This is a genomic window from Prosthecobacter fluviatilis (assembly GCF_042655725.1).
GTDB lineage: Bacteria > Verrucomicrobiota > Verrucomicrobiia > Verrucomicrobiales > Verrucomicrobiaceae > Prosthecobacter > Prosthecobacter fluviatilis.
Genome location: NZ_JBHSMQ010000002.1, coordinates 500,873 through 519,212, shown reverse-complemented (window position 1 = coordinate 519,212; position 18,340 = coordinate 500,873). Strand labels below are relative to the sequence as shown.

Below are 18,340 nucleotides of genomic sequence, written 5' to 3'. Positions count from 1 at the left end.
TTCCTTGAAGACTGCCGGTGCATCGTTACATCAAATCAACCATGCACGGAGCAAAGATAGCGCAGTTCATCCTCGACATCCGCCTCATCATGCAGCGTCTGAGCGATTTCCTGCCGCAGGAGTTCACGGAATCGTTTGCGCAGCCGATGAGCCGCCACCTTGACACTCCCTTCACTCATACCGAGCTTTTTGGCCGTCTCGGCATGGCATGCCGCACCATCCCCCATCAACCACGTTTGCAGTGCTTCGAACTGGGCTGATCTGCCACAGCTGTGCTCTGCCGCCAGAGCAGCCACCGCACGATTCATCAAAGCGACAGCCCACTCCCGGTCAAAAATTTCCGACCTCGGAAAAGCCGAGGGATCACCGATCATAAGATGCGGCGAACTTTCCCCGCCAGCATCCAGTGGTTCATGAGTCATGCAGCCGCCGCGCTTTCCCCTGCAAGCGTGATTCTGCAGCCCGATGACAAAGTATTTCACCGCACCGAGCAGATAGCTGCGAAACCTCCCCCGCTCAGGATCAGGGCCGGCAAATCCGCGCTGCAGCAAATGCGCGAAAAACGAATGCGTGTGGTCACGCGCCATGTCCGGGTCAAATCCTGTGCGGCGCAGGAAAACGAAGACTGGCTGGTAATAGGCCGCACACAAGTCGCTCAGCGCCGCCCTGCCCTCGGGCGAAGCGGCATTCGCGCGCAGCACCAAGGTCCAGCGAGTTGGCATGAAACTGCCGGCAGGTTGAGAGTCTTGCATGGGGGGCTAAGTGAGTACCTTGGAGATGCGGGACATGAAGTTACAACTCTGAATCAGAAACAGCTCCTGTTCACATGCCATGAAAAGCGAACCGCCTTTACCCAGCTGCTACAGATCCTGACCAGCGCCGGTCAGAGCAGGCCATGCTCCCTGAAACTGAAATAGGGCAGCGGGCGTGAATCCCCGGGGGCGCCGATGATCACATGATCCTGCAGGTGAAGGCCTGTCGCCTCAGAAGCTTCACGCAGGCGGCGCGTAAGGCGGCGGTCCGCCTCACTCGGCGTGGGGTCTCCGGATGGATGATTGTGGATAAGGATGAAGACGTGAGCGTTGTGGATCAGCACCTTGCGCAACAGGTCCCGCGGATGGGCGATGCATTCGTTCAGACTGCCCCGGAAAACTTCCTCGCTGCGCATGAGGACGAATTTCGTATTGAGCAGGATGATGCGGACAGATTCATGGCCCAAGGCCTGCATCTCAGCGCCGATGTAGTCGTAGATGCGCTGCGGCCGGTCGAGGATGACCTCGGCATGTGAGGGCTCCTGCGCAGAGCGGCGCCCCAGCTCAAATGCAGCGGCCAGCAGGGCGGTTTTCGCAGGCCCCAAGGCTTTGATCTTTCTCAATATGGCAGGTTCGAGACGGGAGAGCTCCCGTAGGGACTTGTAATCTCGAAGAATGCGCTGTCCGATCTGCAGGGCGTTTTCCCCCTTCGTTCCGGTGTTGATGAAAAGAGCGAGCAGCTCCGCGTCTGAAAGCGCCTGCGGCCCCAGGCGGAGCAGGCGCTCACGCGGCCGATCATTTTCCGGAATGTCGTGGATGCGGCTCATGAATCGGTGCTCACTTCACACGACTGCAGACAAATCTCAGTGGATCGCCCGGCACTGATCCAGCAAACTGTGCAGATAACCAACGATGTCTTCGAGCGCCTGCTTGTGCGGTGAGGCCTCAAGGCAGACGAGGTCAGCACGCGCTTCGAGGAGCATGTTCTGCGCGAATTTGACCGCTCTCTCGACGGCGCCTTCGTAGTCGGCTATGCCCGCGAGGATGGTCGTGTCCATGGGCTCGCCCTTGAGGAGCATGCGATTGAGCTTTTGCTTTTGCGCGTCTGTAGCGCCTTCGAGCAGATAGAGAACCGGCAGGGTCAGCTTGCCACGCGCAAGATCAGTGCGGAGTGTTTTGCCGACGGTCTTTTCGTCACCCACAATGTCAAGGCAGTCATCATAGATCTGGTAGGCGGTGCCAAGCTTGAGACCGTAGTCTTTCAGCGCTGCCTGGACGGAGTCGGGCTGCTGGTTCAGGCGGGCGCCAAGCTCGCTGGCGGCGGCGAAGAGCGCAGCGGTCTTCATCTCGATCATCTTGAGATAATCGGCGATGGACAGATTAAAGTCGAAGCGGCGCTGGGTCTGAAGGATTTCTCCGGTGCAGACATCCCGGGAGGCACGGGCGATGGTGCGGCAGACGTGGGTGTCGTCAAACTCCGTGGCGAGCTCCAATGCGTAGGCAAAGAGGCTGTCTCCGAGCAGGACGCTGAGGCTGCTGCCCCATTTGGCGACGGCCGTTGGCTGGGCGCGGCGGATGTCCGCACCGTCCATGATGTCATCATGCACCAGTGAGGCGATGTGGACGAGTTCGAGAATGACGGAGAGGCGTGTATGCCCTGCATGCGTGCCACCGGTGGCACCGCCCGCGAGAACTGCCAGAGCGGGCCGGATGCGCTTGCCTGATGTTTTGCAGACGTAGCTCACGTAGCCTTCAACCCCGGGATCAAACGCACGTGCCTGCTCGAGAATGGCTGTTTCCACATGCTCCAAATCCGCCCGCACGAGATGGAATGGGAAAACAGGATTGCTGGCGCTGAGGGCTGGGGCTGACATGGAATGATCTGCCCTACCCAATCCACCACGGCAGGGGATTCGTCAAATGCCGCGCAAGTGGCTCGCACATGTGAATTTTCAAAAGAAATGAAAGCTGCGAAGCATTCCTACTTCCTAACGGCCAAAAGTCCGCGGACAATTGCGTCTGCCAGTTTCTGACGGTGGGCAGGATCTGCACACCGCAAAGCCTCGCGCTTGTTGCTTATGTACCCGCATTCTACGAGGACTGCAGGCATCCTGGTGGCACGCAGCACCTTGTAATTACCATGAAAAATGCCGCGTGCGCCGCCGGGGACCCGGCTTTTGAGCGAACGACTGATGGCCGATGCAAGCAATCTGCCGTGCGAGCTGCGGTAGTAGACCTCCCCCCCGGAGATGATGGTTTTCCGGCTGCCATTGAAATGGATGCTGACAAAAATTGAGGCGGGAACACAGTTGGCAGTGCGCGCCCTTTGATCAAGCTCCACAAAAGTGTCGGAGCGGCGTGTCATGATGGTTTTCAGCCCCTTGGCTTTCAGAGCTGCTTCGACTCGTTTCGCGACATCAAGGCAGAGCTTTTTTTCGACCAATCCATTCCAGGCGGAGCCGCCGTCCTTGCCGCCATGCCCGGCGTCTATGACCACCGTGGAGAAGCGAACTGTTTCCACAGCACCCGCCCCGCCCACGATCAGAGCCAGGCAGCAAGCCAGGATGCGTGGGGAGACCAGATGCACGGACTCTAGGGGATTTTGAGCGTTCTTCCTGCACGGATCATGTCTGACGACAGCCCGTTGGCCGCTTTGAGTTTCGCCACAGTGGTGCCGTTTCTACGGGCGATTGAGCCCAGGTTGTCACCGCTTTTGATTGTGTATGAGCCACCTTTGCGGGAGGTGCTTTTGCTGCCTGATTTAGACTTCGCAGAGGTCTTTTTCTTTGAGGAGCTACGGGAGGAGGAACCTCCATGGGAGGAACGCCACGAGGAATAGTCCATGCCTGCCCCCTGGCCGCCTTCCGCCGCCCAGTCCGTCTTGTAATCCCCGTTGTCAGCAAAAGGATAATCTGCGTGCCCCATGGCATGAGGCGGAGTGCTTGGCGAGCCATGCAGATTGATGACCGGCAGGTCCTTGGGAAGCCCTTTGATGTGGGAGGAATTTTCACACGCCGCCAGCACAAGCAGCGGCAGGGCCAGGCAGGCTCTCAGCAAGGGTGTCTGATGATTCATTCGGGAAGATGCTTCAGTTTCACCGGGTTGGGGCATGAATCAATTCGCCGCATGAAAACGACTGATGCGCTGCTTGACCCGCTGGACGCCATTTTTGTCCTTCGCCATCACGATGGTGCGCTCGTGATAATAGCCGGCCCCGCTGGTGGGAAGGCTGTAACGCCATCTGGCCTCATCCGCCGCAAGATCAACCCCTTCCATGGGGTTTCTGATCGTGTTGTAAACCGCTCTGCCATCCATGCCGGGGCGAACCATTCTAAACTGCCGTTCCGAAAAACCTATGGAATAGCGGGTGCCCGTGGAGCCGACGTGGAAGACAGCGTTGATTGAGTCAGGAATGGAGTATCCGTAGTTAACTGTGCAAAACACCACCATCAAAGCCGGAATAATGATGATGACCGCAGGTGTGAAAAAGTACCAGTTCTTTTTGATGAACGCAGAATTCATGAAGATGCATGCTGGTGGAAAGGATGGCCGCAGGCAAGGTAAAAGAAACAGCAATTCAAGGTCGCGGCATGCCCAGCGTGCCGTGGGAAATCCGGGGTGCGCGCGCCTGCTGCGGCAGCCTGCTAGAGACGCTGATCTCCCGGTGGGGATGTGGTGACCGAGGTCGTGTACAGCAGCTGCCCGTCCTGCAGCTTGAGAAACTTGGCGGCCCCTTGGATGTCTTCGTCACTCAGGCCTGGCACCACAAAGATCCGCCCGCGCATCGCTCCGCGCACAGACATGCCGCCACGGACAATGGCACGCACCGTTTCGATCACACTGTCTCCCTGCACAAAATTCAGCTCGGCAGCCTGCGCCATCATGCAAGTCGAGCAAAGCTCCTGCGCATTGCGGCGATCGCGGGCAGCGTAGGCAGCATCATTCTGACCGATCATAGGAATAACCATCCCAACCATCACGCCTAAGATGGCGGTAAACAGCAAGACCTCAAAAAGGCTGAACGCAGAAAGGGCTCGGCGTTTTGTGGCTGTATGCACGTGATTTTTCATGGCCGTTTGCATTTACAATGGTAAATTGTGATAATTATTGCATCGATGCAACCATAAATTATCAAATTTATGCAAAATGGTCAAATTGGAGTCTCGAAATTGATAATAAGAGTTCAAAACCACTCACTTTCAGTTTCTTCTCTCGGTTCATCGCTTGCCGAACCAGGCAAGAAACTCACGGTTTCCATCCGTGCCTTGAATGGAGGACTCTGTCAGCCCCCGCCATTCCAGTTCTGGACGCGAGCGCACGAAGTCTTCAATTCGGGCACAAGCCTTGGCATGCAGTTCCGGTTCACGCACGATTCCCCCTTTGCCTACCTCCTCACGTGAAAGCTCAAACTGAGGCTTGATCAAAACCAGTGCCTGCCCACCAGAGCGCAGGGCCTGGAGCACAGCTGGCAGGACGAGTGTCAGCGAAATGAAGGAGAGATCGGCCACCAGAATGTCCACTTCCTGGCCTATATCCTCCTGGCGCATATGGCGGAGGTTAAACTGCTCACGGGAAATCACTCTTGGGTCACTGCGCAGTTTCCAGGCGAGCTGATTGGTACCAACATCAAACGCGAAAATTTTCACCGCCCCCCGTTGCAGGAGGCAATCTGTGAATCCACCGGTGGATGCCCCCACGTCCAGCGCGGTCATTCCGGTCACATCTATGCCAAAATGGACCAGTGCACCTTCGAGCTTGAGGCCGCCCCTGCTGACAAATCTGGGCCGCTCACGGACGACGATCTGCTGCAGATCGCTCACAAGCCAGCCCGGCTGGGTGATGCGCCTGCCGAGCACACTGACCTCTCCCGCCATGATGAGCCGTTTGGCCTGCTCACGGGAAGGCACGATGCCGAGCTTCAGCAAGGCGAGGTCAAGACGTTCGCGAGGCATCAGAACGAACGTTATTTCTTGATAGGAAGTATCAGTTCGTCTCCGGCTTCGATGCGGACCCCCGGAAGAGTGACCGTGCCGTCGATGTCCACCACGGCTTCCGCCGCTTCAATGGTTTCGCCTACAATCACACGACCGACCAAGCCGTTGCCGCGCCGCACGTCAAATTTCATCCCGCTGGTCAGCTGTTTGTTCTTTCCAGCATTGATCACAGCAAAGCCCTGCTCGTTGTGAACTTCTATGACCTTGGCGTACGTCGCCGCCCCCAAAAGTTGCTTTTGCAGGTCAGTCAAAGGAGCAGCAGCCGGAGCCGACGAAGGATAGGCGGCAGGCGTGCCCGGCATGAGGTCACTGCCAGCCAAAGGCGGCAAAGAGGCCCGGGGGACCTCCGGCGGCGGCGGCAGATTGGCCACCACTTCAGGCTTTGCAGGCATGGCCATCTCATGGGCAGCCTGCTGCTTGCGCACGAGTTCGAGCTCTTTGCGGGCACCTTTGGCCTCCTCCTGTGCCTCCCATGCAAGGTAACCAGTGATGGCGAGCAGAATGATCGTTAGAGCTAGGGCATAGTGTGAAAGACGCATGCCGCATGCTAGACGCAAGCGCAGCGCGGATCAACCCCGTCTCAACTTCAGCGCAGCAGTCCCAGCAGCTCACGCATACGCAGTTCGATATTGAGCAGGCTGGCCTGCACGCCGGCCAGCCATTCCATGTCGGCCCCCTGCGGGTGCTGCTGCACGAGCTTGTCCGTGGCATTCAAGGCCGCTGCAAACAGGGGCAGGCTCTGTTCGAGATCGACCACCAAAAACTGCCACTGATCCTTCTCTGCCTGGGCGAACTGACGCAGCACATGGATCAGATGCGCCGCCAGATCCGCCACGGTGGAAAGCAGCCGGAGTACTGCGGGCCGGGTGCGCACCTCCTCATTGAAAACCAACAGGCTCTGAAAGCGCCGCAGTTCCTTGGCCAGGGCCGCAGAGCGCGCCACAGGGTTCAGGTCGGAGCTGCCCGGTGCTTTGGCTGGCACGGAGCGTGGCGGCTCGGGAGCGGGATCACGTTTGACGGTGCCGAATGGATCCCCCCCCGGCTTGGCAGGCTGAAAAGGATCGTCAAAACCGGGACTGTGCAGGGCATCCGCCGATTTCGCGTTGCGACTGGTTCCTAGCAGAAAATGCTTCCTGCGGGCACGGTTCTGCCGAAGCAGCGCAGCTTCTTCCTCATTTGTCAGCTGCCAGCGTGGGGAAGAAACCCGCAATTGCAGATGCCAGGACTGAATCAGGATGCGCTGGTGATCCTGGTTGAACCATTCAAAAAACAGCAGGTTTTTCAGTCCTGGAGGCTCTGGCAAAGTGCACACCGCACCTGACTGCGATTTCCGGCGCGGAAGTTTCACCACACGGGAGGAAGCTGTCATCAGCCCACTGTAGCCATGCTGCATGGCCGAGATGGCCTCCACATGGTCTTCGTTGGCGTTTGGCAGAGGATTATGGAAATCCACCCTGCAACCGGCGATGTCGCGCAAAAAATTACCCACCAACTCCACTCGTACGGGCTGATTTTGACCTGCGAGATGCAACACACCTGTAACCAAGCCGGGCACTTCATTGGAAAGGTACCCACCGAGGATTGATGATTCGAGGCAAATAATCATTAACTGTCATACAAACTAGAGGCCTCGGAGGTACGCCGCAAGCGGACATGGCTCTTATAAAGCAAAAATTACCCCTCTGCTGACCCGCCTCACTTATTGTGGAACTGTGGCAAGATTGCTGCTTGTTCCACAACTCATGTGATGATACTGCCCTCATCCCCCGAAACCCATACACCCACAAAAAACCCATGAAAGACCTCGTTTATCTCAGTCGCGCCTTCGTTGAATTTGGCCCTTTTGCCAAAAAGGAAATCCTCGATTTCCAAAAGCGCGGCCTGCTCTCTGAAACTGACTACCTCCGTGACGAAGGCAGTGAAAACTGGGTTCACTACCAGGAGTGGCTGACCGTCGTCCCCATGCCTGCGCCCAAGCTGGTCAAGAAAGCTCCGGCCGCCAAGACAGCGGCGCCCAAGAAATCCAAGAAGGCCGCCTGAAAAGGCAGGAGGCTCCCGGCCTCGTTTTTTCAGTGCCTTTTGAGTGTGCTGCGCGCCCAGCCTCCGCGCTGGACGCGCACCGTCGTTCATGCGAATTAGCAGGCGTGAACGAAGCAGCTGCCACCACCGCCAAGACCTTGCGCAACGAATTGTGGCGCTCGATCCCTTCGGGCGTCATCGACACGCTGACCGCCACCTTCGGCATGCTCATCGCTGTGCGGGTGTTTCACATGGGAGATGTGGCGAAGTCCGTCTTTCTGAGCGCCACCAGCGGCGGCATGGTGGCCAGCCTGTTCGTCGTTCCTCTGCTCCTACGGGCCCAAAGCACCGTCGCACGCACTGCGGCAAAGGTGCAGCTCCTGGGAGGGCTGTGCATGGCGGTGTCAGCCGCATTTCCGAGCAGTCCGCTTCTCTACATTGGAGGGCTTAGCCTGGGGCTGTTCTGCTTCACCATGCAGATCCCGCTGATGACGCAGATTTATCGCATCAACTACCCTGCTGAAAAGCGTGGCAAACTGTATGCCATCACAGGTGTTACGCGGGCGGCGGCGGCCGTGTGCTTTGGCTTTGCCGGGGGCAAACTGCTGGGCTGGAACATCGGAAATTATGTCTGGCTGCTGTGGGCCTTTGCAGCTAGCGGCATCGTCTCAGGCTTCTGGACCTACGGGCTGCCGGTCATCGCGTGGGAGGCACCTGCAAATTCCAGCACCAGCCTCTGGAACTCCATGCGCTGGGTGCGCGAAGATCGTGATTTCCGCACGCTGCTCATTTCTTGGATGATGATGGGCATCGGCAATCTGGCTGCGGCATGTCTCTTTGTCGAATACCTGGCCAATCCCAGCCACGGCATCAACCTGAGCGAATTCAACGTAGCCTGGATCACCGGTGTGGTTCCCGTGCTCGCGCGTGTGGTGTTCTCCTACCCATGGGGGCTGGTGTATGACCGCTTTCATCTGTTCACCGTGCGTGCGGTGCTCAATGTCTTTTTCGCCGCCGGAATCCTGTGTTTCTTCCTTGGCCACAGCCTCTTCTGGTGGACTTTTGGCATGGCCTTGTGGGGCATGGCCAATGCGGGTGGCAACGTCACCTGGGCGCTCTGGGTCACCAAACTCGCAGACAAACATGCCGTGGCGGAATACATGAGCGTGCACACCTTCCTGACCGGTGTGCGCGGCCTGGTGGCGCCTTCCCTGGCATTTGCCATGATCAAGGTCATGTCGTTCGACACCTTCGCCATCGTCTGCGGCGTCACCATCCTCTCCGCCAGCGGATTCATCGGGGTCCGTGCCCGCAGCAATTCTGAATCTACAGACCGTCTCCGCCCGGGAGCCCGCAAAGAACGCCTATGAATGTACATCTTGTCCAAATCAGTCCCGTCTGGGAGGATCGTGCAGCCAATCACGCCAGAGCTCGCAAGCTGATCTCCGACGCCAGCCCTCAGCCCGGCTCGCTCATCATCCTGCCAGAGACTTTCGCCACCGGCTTCAGCATGAATCTCGCCATCACCGCAGAGCCTGAGCATGGTCCCACGGAGCAGTTCATGCGCGAATTGGCGGCTGAATATCAAAGCTGCGTCTTGGGTGGAGTGGTGACATCTGCCAGCGATGACCGCGGTATGAACCAGGCGCTCGCCATCGCTCCAGACGGGACTCTGCTCGCACGCTACACGAAAAACTACCCCTTCAGCCTGGGGGGCGAGGACAAAGCGCACGTTGCAGGCACTGGCGTCTCCCATTTTGAATGGCAGGGGCTGCGAATCGCACCGCTGATCTGCTACGACCTGCGCTTTCCAGAACTCGCCCGCAGCGCCGTCCGGGCAGGGGCAGAGGTGCTCATCTTCATCGCTGCATGGCCTGTCAAACGTGTCCAGCACTGGATCACGCTGCTGCAGGCCCGGGCCATCGAGAACCTCGCCTATGTCATCGGGGTCAACCGCTGTGGTTCAGACCCCGAGTTCACGTACCCTGGCCGCAGCCTCGTGGTGGACCCGCATGGCCTCGTCATCGCAGACGCCGCAGAGCAGGAGCGCACCCTGAACACCCGGATCGACCCCGCAGTCCTTCATGAGTGGCGTGCTCATTTCCCTGCCCTCCGCGACGCGGGCATCCGGGGATGATTACCACAGGCTCGTCCGCATCCGTCCGGCTTCGAGAATGGCATCAAAACGACGTGCATCATCCTCACGCGTACCACTGACGAGCACATAGCCATACTTCCTCCAGTGCTCCATCTCTGCAGCCGCGTTTTGCATGCGCAGCTCAAAGGCGGCGGCATCCTCCGTCGCACGACCAGAGAGCCGATGGCGCAGTTCCTCCAGGCTGGGCGGCATCACGAAAATTTCCAGCAGGCAGCGCTTTACCAGTTCGTCCTCGCATGAGCGCACCTGCATGGCCCCCTGCACGTCGATGTCCATGATGACGTCCACCCCGCGTCTGAGATTCACGTAAACGTAGCTTTTCAACGTGCCGTAAAGGCGGCCATGGACGCGAGCATATTCAAAGAGCTCACCGCGCTCCACCCGGGCAAGAAAGTCTTCCTCAGTCAGGAAAAAATAGTCTTTCCCGTCCACCTCTCCGGGCCGTGGCGCCCGGGTGGTGCAGGAGACGGAGAAGACCGCCTCACCACGATCACATACCTTCCGTGCCAGTGTCGTCTTGCCGGTGCCCGAAGGCCCGGAAACGATGATCAACTGGCCCAGACGCTGTTTTGAAAAATCCATCCTGCCGAATACCCACGCTAACACCGAGTGCAAGAGACTTGGCAAACCGGCTGTTTTGTTACACCCTTGCAACGCATTTAAAAATCAACCATGCAAACCGCATCTTCACGCCGCCAGTTCGTCAAAGTCGCCGCCGCCTCAGTGGCAGCTCCCTTCATCCTCCCTTCACACGTCTGGAGCGCTGAGACCGCGCCCAGCGAGCGTCTCACGCTGGGCTTCATCGGCATGGGCAAGATGAACAGCGGCCACCTCGGCAGCTTTCTGGGCCGCAAGGAAGTCCAGATCGTGGCGGTGTGCGATGTGGACACCACCCGTCGTGAAAACGCCAAGAAGACCGTCGAAGAGCGCTATGCCAAGGACAAGGACGCAGGCTTCAAAGGCTGCGAGGCCTATGCAGATTTCCGCAAGCTTCTGGAGCGCAAGGACATCGACGCCGTTGTCATCGCCACTCCTGACCACTGGCATGCCTTCATCGCCATCGCCGCACTGAACGCCGGCAAGGACGTTTATTGCGAAAAGCCGCTCACTCACAACATCCATGAAGCGCTCACGCTGATCGATGCAGTGCGCAGCAACAAGCGCATTCTCCAGACAGGCTCCCAGCAGCGTTCCAGCAAGGAGTTCCGCGTGGCCTGCGAGCTGGTCCGCAACGGCATCATTGGCAAGATCGACCATGTTGAAACCGCCTTTGGTGCTCCTGCCAAGCCCAATGCCAATCCTGAAGAACCCATGGAGCCCGGCCTCGACTGGGACATGTGGTGCGGCCCGGCGCCGCTGGTGCCTTACAGCAGCGTTCTCAGCCCGCGCGGTGTTCACAACCACTTCCCAGCCTGGCGCATGACCCGCGAATTCGGCGGCGGCATGATCACCGACTGGGGCGCGCATCACATCGACATCGCCCAGTGGGGGCTCGGTGAGGACGAACATGGCCCGGTCGAAATCATCGCTCCGGCAAACTATGCCGACGCCAACGACGGCGCCAAGCTGATCTACGCCAGCGGCATCCCTCTGCTTCACAACGGCAAAGGCCGGGGAGTCTCCTTCTATGGTGCAAACGGCGAGGTGCACGTGAACCGCGGCAAGTTTGAGCTGGTTCTCGGCGGCAAAACCATTCACAAATTCTGGGACAAGGAAGCGGACAAGGGAACCTCCCTGGATCGTGAAGTGATCCTCACCGAGCGTGAATACCTGGCAGATGCGAAGGTGAAGCTCTACACTTCGAAAAACCATCACGAAGACTGGCTCAACTCCATCAAGACACGTGAGAAGCCGATCTGCGATGTCGCCATCGGCGCAAGCACGGCGATCTCCTGCCACCTGATGAGCCAGGCGTATTACCACGGCGGCTCCATGAAGTGGAATCCTGAGAAGCACGAATACACCAGCGGAGGCGACGCCAAATGGCTGACCCGCGAGTACCGCGCTGGCTGGGAGGTTTAAATCTGCCTGATCTCTCACGAGGCGGCCTCCAAAAGGGGGCCGCCTTTTTTATTTTACCTCTGCGCGCTTCACCACACTCGTGCCATCACGTACGGTGTCTGGCGGGTGCATGAGCACTTCATCCCCCTTCTTGAGTCCGCCCAGCACCTGGGTGAGCTTTCCGTCCGTACGCCCTGCCTTGACCACCACGGCCCTGGCATGGCCTGCATCAAAGACAAACGTTTTCCACTCGCTGCCTTCACGGAACAACGCTCCGGCAGGCACCAGCAGAGTGTCATCGCTGTGCCATACGGCCACGCGCACTTCCACACGGTAACGATCTCCGAGTGCTTTCAAAGCAGGAGTCTGCTCCGTGAAATCGCTGAGCACCAGCACACGCTGCTCCTCCACCCCCAGGGCGGAGACTTTGGTGAAGGCCGCAGGCTCCACACGCCGGACCCGAGCCTTTGCCGGCTCATCGCCCCCCCATTGCTCCACTGTCACAAGAGCTCCGGGCTTGATCGTCACCGCATCGCGCGAGAGGATTTCCGCCTCAATCTCCAAATCCGTGGGATCGCCAATCTCCACAATGGGCATGCCAGGCGTGACAATGGTGGCGCTTTCCTGCTGCACCCGCAGAACGACACCGCTGACGGGAGCCTGGACTTCGATGAAAGCGCCACCGGCTCCAGGCTTGTCAATCTGCTCCAGGGCGGCGCGCGCCTGAGCCAGTTCAAAGTCGGCCACCTTGAGCGCAAACTCTGCCGAACGCACCTCGCGTATCTTCATCTCGGCCTCACGCTCAAAGGTGTCACGGTCAGTATCGCTGATGGTCCCTTTGTCCGTGTTGTTCTTGACCCGGTCCCAGTTTGCCTGCGCATACTTCAAGGAGGTCCGCGACATTTCGATGTCCTCATTTGCCCGGCTCCGGGTGGCCATGGCTGCGTCCACACGTGCCTGGGCCTGGGTGCGAGCCCGGGCATCCAGCAGCGGTGAGAGCGCCGGCTCGATCCGGGTGAGCACAGTCTCCCCAGCCTTGACGGCATCTCCCGGTTTCAAGGTCACGCGCTGCATGCTGCCCGCCACCGGAGCGGCAACGATGTGGCGGTTGCGGATGCGCGTCTTCCCCTCTTCAGACACATAAACGGTCAGGGCTCCCTGGTGCACCGTGCCGGTCTCGACTTCCACCGCGCGCGGCTGCAAAGCATACAAAACCGCCAGCACCAAAGCTCCTGCCAAGGACCAGAATATCAGCTTGCGCGACAAACTGCGGCGCGTGATCGGCGCTTTCGCTTCCCAGGGTGGAACGTTCGTTTTTGGAGTTTCGAGTGGGGCATCAGGCATGGCGTGCGCGCATTATGCGCGAAGATCGCCCGGCGGCAGGTGTTTTTTGCTTGTTGCTTTCAGCGATCTCTGTTCACAGTTTGCCGTTCGCCGCTTGAACTGCGAACAGCGAACCATCCAACCGACAACTCCTCTCTTATGCCCCACGTCGAAACCAACGGAATCAAGATGTTTTACCAAGAACGCGGCAGCGGTGAACCGCTCGTCTGCATCATGGGGGTCACCGCCCCGGGCGGTGTATGGGATGCGCATGCCCAGGCCTGGGAGAAGCACTTCCGCTGCATCCTCGGAGACAACCGTGGCGTGGGAGAGACTGACAAGCCAGCCGGCCCATACACCTCAGCCATGATGGCCGACGACTACGCCGGGCTCATGGACAAGCTCGGCATCAAGCAGGCCCGTGTCGTGGGCTGCTCCCTGGGCTCCGTCATCGCCCAGCAGCTCGCCCTGCGCCATCCTGAGAAGGTGAAAAGCATGATCCTCATGTGCACCTGGGCGAGGCAGGACCGCTTTGGCCTTTACACCTGGCAGCACCTCATCAAAGCCAAGGCCTGCATGCGTCCGGAGGACTTCATGCAGTGGATCCAGATGCTCATCTTCACCAAGCCCTGGTTCGACAACGACGACTGCTGGAACAACATGCAGCAGGGGCTCAAGGATGCCGCCGTCAACCCTGCGCCACAGCCGGTGCACGCCACTGAGGCGCAAAGCGCCGCCGCCATGACGCACAACACCCTCAACGAACTCAAAAACGTCAAGTGCCCCACGCTCGTCATCGGCGGCAAGGACGACACCTTCACCCCTCAATGGATGGGCAAGGAAGTCGCCGCAGCCATCCCCGGCGCCGATCTGCACCTCTATGACAACGCCGGACATGCCTTCCACTGGGAATGCCTCAGTGATTTCAATCCGCGCACGACGGAGTGGCTGCTGAAGCACTGATCCTCCCGCGCCTCTGAGCACATCACATGGCAGGCACGCAGCCAACAGGCAGCGTGCCTGTTTTGTTTACTCCTTCAGCTCTTCCGAGCCTTCTTGCCCATTTCCTTTTTGCCCGGATCACATTGAAAGCGGCAGGTCACGACCACTCCGCGCCGGGGTTTGGGTTTGATCGTCAGACGCGCACCGATGAGATTAGCGCGGTAGTCCATCACTCGGACCCCGATGCCGCCGCTTTCCTTGGCCTTGGATTTTTTCAACCCCGCACCGTCATCTTCGATCCGCAGCTCACATTCGGTGGGACTCACATGCTGGAGCACGATGCTGACCTTGGAGGGCTTGCCGTGGCGAAGGGCGTTGTTCACCGCCTCCTGTGCGATGCGGAAGAGATGCGTTTCCTTGTCATTGTTGCGAATGGCCATCTGGACGTCCACCTCACAGGTACAAGGAGTGCGGAAATTGGTGCGGACAGTCTCGGCCAGCAGCTGGAGTGCACCAACGAGCCCCCGGTTTTTCACGCTGGTGGGAGAGAGGCCGTGAGACATGCGGCGCACTTCGGAAATGGACTGACGCAGCAGCTCATGGATACGCTGCGCCTGCTGCCTGGCGTCCCCCTGTAGATCTGCCTCCAATGCCTCCAGCAATGAGACAATGCCGGTCATGGTCTGGCCCACGCCGTCATGCAAGTCGTGGCCGACACGAGCCTGCTCCTGCTCCACAACACGCAGCACTTCCTGCTGAAGACGGTTGCGCTCGGTCATGTCTGTGCCCGTGACCACGATGCGGTCCAGACTGCCGTCAGGTTTGCGGGTGGAGGTGCTGCGCAGCTCGACCGTGCGCCATTCGCCATCCTTTGTGCGGAGGCGGGAGTCCACCGGCAGATTGTCCTCCCCGCAGAGCAGGCGGGCAAAACGCTCTTTGGACCGCGCCGTCTCCTCGGCATCCATGAGCCCGATTTCCCAGGGGGTCTTTCCCATCACCATTTCTTCTTTGTAGCCCATGGTGGTGAAAAAGGAGCTGTTTGCATGAACAAAGCGCCCCTCGAGGTCGAGCACGACGATGAAAGCGGATGTGTGGCTGACCAGGGCCTGGTTATACGCCAGCTCGCGGCGGTAGTTCAGTTCCGCCTGTTTGCGCTCATTGATGTCTTCCACCACGGTGACATGCCGCAGGGGGGGCTCTCCGGGCTGCCACAAAGGAGAAACTGTGAGATTCACCCAAGACAGGGAGCCATCAGGCAGAACATTGCGCTTCTCCAGATTATAGCTGCGCAGGCGGCCGGCCTTCAGGTCGTTCATGCTGGTGATCGACTTGGCAAGGTCTTCCTTGCAGGTCACATCCTGAAAAGTCAGCTGCATCATCTCATCACGCGTCCTGCGGTTAATCTCGCAAATGCGCTGATTCACACTGAGAAAGCGTCCGGTGACTGTGTCCATCACAGCCACGCCTACCGCAGCCTGCTCAAACACCGCCCGAAACCGCTGCTCGCTGTCCAGCAGCGCCTGCTCGGCCTGCTTGCGGTCTGAGATGTCTGAAATGGTGCCCGTCATGCGCACGGCCTCCCCCTGCTCGTTCCAGTCGGCCTCACCACGGGTGAGAAACCATCGATACTCACCGTTTTTCATGCACAGGCGGAGCTCGACCTGATAGGGCACCCGCTGCTCGAAGTGTGCTTTTCTCGCGGCTTGGACCCTGGGCCAATCCTCCGGGTGCAGCCGGGACATGAACGACTCCTGGTCCTTGCCCAGGTGATCGGCCTCTGTAAATCCAAGCATCTGCTTCCAGCGTGGGGAAAGATAGGTTTCACCGGTCACGATGTTCCACTCCCACAAGCCGTCCGTGGTGGCGCGCATGGCACGTGCATAGCGCTCCTCACTCACCAGCAGCGCCTGCTTTCGCTCCTCACGTTCAATGGTGAGCGCGGCAAGACGCGCGGCGGCCGTTATGGCCTGAATTTCCTGCGGGTCAGGCGTATGCACCTCACGGCGGTAGCACGCAAAGGCGCCCAGCACCTGCCCTGCACCGCTCACCACTGGCTCAGACCAGCATGCCAGCAATCTGGCTTTTTCCGCCAGCTTATGAAAAGACTCCAGACGTGAGTCAGCCAGCACATCCGGGCAGATCACGCGCTTGCCGCTGAAGGTGGCCACTCCGCAAATGCCGACATCAGGAGAGATGGGAGTCCCATCCAGCGCCTTTCTGACATATTCAGGCAGGCTGGGAGCCGCAAGCAAATGCAGCCGGGAACCCGTTTCATCTGCCAGCATGACACTGCAGCGCATGCCTGGATGGCCTGCCTCCGCGCTGCGCACGACGGCCTCCAGCACAGCGGCATAGGGAGCCCCCTCAACGATGAGCTGCAGATTGTGTGCCGCGCGCTCCTCGGCGGCTTTGCGCAGGGAGATATCCTCCAGCGTCCCCGTCATGCGCAGGGCGCGCTGCCGCTCATCGCGGCGGATGACCTTGCCGCGCCCCATGACCCACTTCCAAGAGCCGTCTTTGCACCGCATGCGGAACTCCCGGACAAAGTCGTCCGAATGTCCTGCCATATGCTCATTCACTGCCAGCTCCGTGCCGGGCAGGTCCTCGGGATGTACCAGCGGCTGCCAGCCAAGCTCCGAGCCTTCGATCCATTCGTCAGGACCGTAGCCGAGCATGATCTTGAACTGGCTCGAACGGAAAATCGTATTGCGCGAAACATCCCAGTCCCAGACCCCAAATCCGGAGCTTTCCAAAGCAAACTTCCAGCGCTGCTCCCCCTCCTGAAGGCGCTGCTCTGCCAGAACGCGCACAGTGATGTCTCTGCCCACCGACTGCATCTCTTTCAGCTGCCCGAGCTCATCGAAGAAAGCGCGGTTCACAAACTCCATCCAACGCACGCGCCCTTTGCCGTCATAAACACGATTCTCGATGACGACGACCGGAGTCTTGGGAGAAAGCAGCCTCAGGCGCTCCTCGATCAGCGGCAAGTCCTCGACCACCGCGTTAGGCTGCCAGCGCTGGCCGAGCAACTCCTCACGTTTCCTGTTAAAAAAACGGCAGTAAACTTCGTTCGCGTAGGTGATGGTTCCATCCGGAAGAAAGCGGCAGATGATTTCCGTCAGATCCTCCACCACCGTGCGGTAGGAATCTTGAGCCTGCAGTTCATTGACTGCAGCCGGAGGCGCTTGGGTGCGGGCGTTGCGTGTCTTCATGCAGGCGCAGCTTCACCATAGTCAGGTTCAAGGCACAAGCCACCACGCAGATGAGGGGGTCACGGAATGTATCCCATCGACTTCATCCACTCCGCCACGCGGTTGGGCCAGTCATTCACCGGCCCGCCGCTCTTGCGCATGCCAAAACCGTGTCCTCCTTTGGCGTAAATGTGCAGTTCACAAGGGATGCCGAGCTTCTTGTACTCAAGATAGAGCAGCGCGCTCGCGCTGGCCGGCCAAGGATCGTCATTTGCGTGAACGAAGCACATCGGCGGAGATTTGGCGGTGACTTCAAAACCAGGCAACAGGTGCGAGATGTCCTCCTTGCTGACGAGGTAGGCCGGGTAAACCGGAATGGCGAAGTTTGGAGTCGCGTCCTCGACATCCAGCGCAGGGTCGGTGGTGTAGGTGCGTGCATTTGCATGCAGCGCCGTCATCACCGTCAGATGGCCCCCGGCGGAAAAACCGAGAACGCCGATGCGGTCCGCCTTGAGGCCCCACTCTGCTGCGTGGTGCCGAATGATGCCCATGGCACGCTGCGCGTCCTGCAGGGCCTCGCGCCCCGGATCTTTGGGGTCGCGCTTTGGTACGCGATATTTGAGCAGGATGCCGGTCACACCGTGCTGATTGAGAAACTCACAGACCTGGGAGCCTTCATGCTCATAGGCGAGAATGCCGTAGCCACCTCCGGGACACACCATGACGGCGGTGCCGTTTGGTTTTTCCGGTTTGAAGACGGTGATCATAGGGTCCGTCACGTTGGTGATGCGCAGCACATCATCTGCCGACTTCTTCGGGATCTCTTTCTCAGCCTCAATCTTCACGCCGGGCTGCTCCGGCGCACCACCTGGCCAGAGTTTCACAACGATGGGGTCAGCGGCGCAGAGTGACGTCGAGACAAACAGAAGGGCTGGAAGAAGCTTCATGGTGCCGCTAATG

General features: G+C 59.2%; 19 protein-coding genes. 5 read left to right on the top strand and 14 right to left on the bottom strand.

The genetic code is table 11. The features are described from left to right. Nucleotides 1–35: 35 nt before the first annotated feature. The 10 genes from ACFQDI_RS07135 to ACFQDI_RS07090 form a co-directional block, all read right to left on the bottom strand. On the bottom strand, nt 36–752 hold the full coding sequence (locus ACFQDI_RS07135; protein WP_377164879.1) for an RNA polymerase sigma factor: 717 nt from the start codon (nt 750–752) through the stop codon (nt 36–38). A 131-nt stretch (nt 753–883) separates the two neighbouring features. After that, nucleotides 884–1,579, bottom strand: a complete 696-nt coding sequence (gene radC / locus ACFQDI_RS07130) for a RadC family protein (RefSeq protein ID WP_377164877.1) — start codon at nt 1,577–1,579, stop codon at nt 884–886. 36 nt (nt 1,580–1,615) lie between these two features. Further along, on the bottom strand, nt 1,616–2,626 hold the full coding sequence (locus tag ACFQDI_RS07125; RefSeq protein WP_377164875.1) for a polyprenyl synthetase family protein: 1,011 nt from the start codon (nt 2,624–2,626) through the stop codon (nt 1,616–1,618). A 107-nt stretch (nt 2,627–2,733) separates the two neighbouring features. Beyond that, nucleotides 2,734–3,249, bottom strand: coding sequence for an N-acetylmuramoyl-L-alanine amidase family protein (locus tag ACFQDI_RS07120; RefSeq protein WP_377164873.1), 516 nt, complete (start codon nt 3,247–3,249; stop codon nt 2,734–2,736). 95 nt (nt 3,250–3,344) lie between these two features. Then, a complete protein-coding gene (locus tag ACFQDI_RS07115; protein WP_377164871.1) occupies nt 3,345–3,827 on the bottom strand; it encodes a LysM peptidoglycan-binding domain-containing protein in 483 nt (160 codons plus the stop codon). Between the two features lie 39 nt (nt 3,828–3,866). Then, nucleotides 3,867–4,274, bottom strand: a complete 408-nt coding sequence (locus ACFQDI_RS07110; RefSeq protein WP_377164869.1) for a hypothetical protein — start codon at nt 4,272–4,274, stop codon at nt 3,867–3,869. A 122-nt stretch (nt 4,275–4,396) separates the two neighbouring features. Beyond that, nucleotides 4,397–4,834 carry a type II secretion system protein gene (locus ACFQDI_RS07105; protein ID WP_377164867.1) on the bottom strand — a complete coding sequence of 146 codons (438 nt, stop codon included), beginning with the start codon at nt 4,832–4,834 and terminating at the stop codon, nt 4,397–4,399. 135 nt (nt 4,835–4,969) lie between these two features. Then, nucleotides 4,970–5,704: a TlyA family RNA methyltransferase gene (locus ACFQDI_RS07100; RefSeq protein WP_377164865.1), complete on the bottom strand. Its 735-nt coding sequence runs from the start codon at nt 5,702–5,704 to the stop codon at nt 4,970–4,972. A gap of 11 nt (nt 5,705–5,715) precedes the next feature. After that, nucleotides 5,716–6,285, bottom strand: a complete 570-nt coding sequence (locus ACFQDI_RS07095; protein WP_377164863.1) for a hypothetical protein — start codon at nt 6,283–6,285, stop codon at nt 5,716–5,718. Nucleotides 6,286–6,332: 47 nt separating this feature from the next. Continuing rightward, complete coding sequence (locus ACFQDI_RS07090) at nt 6,333–7,115, bottom strand: hypothetical protein (protein ID WP_377164861.1); 783 nt, start codon at nt 7,113–7,115, stop codon at nt 6,333–6,335. Between the two features lie 425 nt (nt 7,116–7,540). Between ACFQDI_RS07090 and ACFQDI_RS07085 the strand changes: the two genes are divergently transcribed. From ACFQDI_RS07085 to ACFQDI_RS07075, 3 genes are all read left to right on the top strand, one after another. After that, a complete protein-coding gene (locus ACFQDI_RS07085; RefSeq protein ID WP_377164859.1) occupies nt 7,541–7,786 on the top strand; it encodes a hypothetical protein in 246 nt (81 codons plus the stop codon). A 104-nt stretch (nt 7,787–7,890) separates the two neighbouring features. After that, a complete protein-coding gene (locus tag ACFQDI_RS07080) occupies nt 7,891–9,135 on the top strand; it encodes a hypothetical protein (protein WP_377164857.1) in 1,245 nt (414 codons plus the stop codon). Beyond that, nucleotides 9,132–9,902, top strand: a complete 771-nt coding sequence (locus tag ACFQDI_RS07075) for a carbon-nitrogen family hydrolase (protein WP_377164855.1) — start codon at nt 9,132–9,134, stop codon at nt 9,900–9,902. The genes ACFQDI_RS07080 and ACFQDI_RS07075 overlap by 4 nt, the downstream gene beginning before the upstream one ends. Here the strand turns inward: ACFQDI_RS07075 and gmk are convergent, their stop codons facing one another. Further along, a complete protein-coding gene (gene gmk / locus ACFQDI_RS07070) occupies nt 9,903–10,505 on the bottom strand; it encodes a guanylate kinase (RefSeq protein WP_377164853.1) in 603 nt (200 codons plus the stop codon). A 90-nt stretch (nt 10,506–10,595) separates the two neighbouring features. Here gmk and ACFQDI_RS07065 point away from each other — a divergent pair, with 90 nt between their 5' ends. Next, nucleotides 10,596–11,945: a Gfo/Idh/MocA family oxidoreductase gene (locus ACFQDI_RS07065; RefSeq protein ID WP_377164851.1), complete on the top strand. Its 1,350-nt coding sequence runs from the start codon at nt 10,596–10,598 to the stop codon at nt 11,943–11,945. A 48-nt stretch (nt 11,946–11,993) separates the two neighbouring features. On the opposite strand, the gene ACFQDI_RS07060 is transcribed toward ACFQDI_RS07065, so the two are convergent. After that, on the bottom strand, nt 11,994–13,268 hold the full coding sequence (locus ACFQDI_RS07060) for an efflux RND transporter periplasmic adaptor subunit (RefSeq protein ID WP_377164849.1): 1,275 nt from the start codon (nt 13,266–13,268) through the stop codon (nt 11,994–11,996). 138 nt (nt 13,269–13,406) lie between these two features. On the opposite strand from ACFQDI_RS07060, the gene ACFQDI_RS07055 reads away from it, so the two are divergent. Beyond that, a complete protein-coding gene (locus ACFQDI_RS07055; protein ID WP_377164847.1) occupies nt 13,407–14,210 on the top strand; it encodes an alpha/beta fold hydrolase in 804 nt (267 codons plus the stop codon). Nucleotides 14,211–14,284: 74 nt separating this feature from the next. Here ACFQDI_RS07055 and ACFQDI_RS07050 read toward each other — a convergent pair whose 3' ends face one another. Then, complete coding sequence (locus ACFQDI_RS07050) at nt 14,285–17,401, bottom strand: PAS domain S-box protein (RefSeq protein ID WP_377164845.1); 3,117 nt, start codon at nt 17,399–17,401, stop codon at nt 14,285–14,287. A 59-nt stretch (nt 17,402–17,460) separates the two neighbouring features. Beyond that, a complete protein-coding gene (locus tag ACFQDI_RS07045; RefSeq protein ID WP_377164843.1) occupies nt 17,461–18,327 on the bottom strand; it encodes an alpha/beta hydrolase in 867 nt (288 codons plus the stop codon). Nucleotides 18,328–18,340 lie beyond the last annotated feature (13 nt).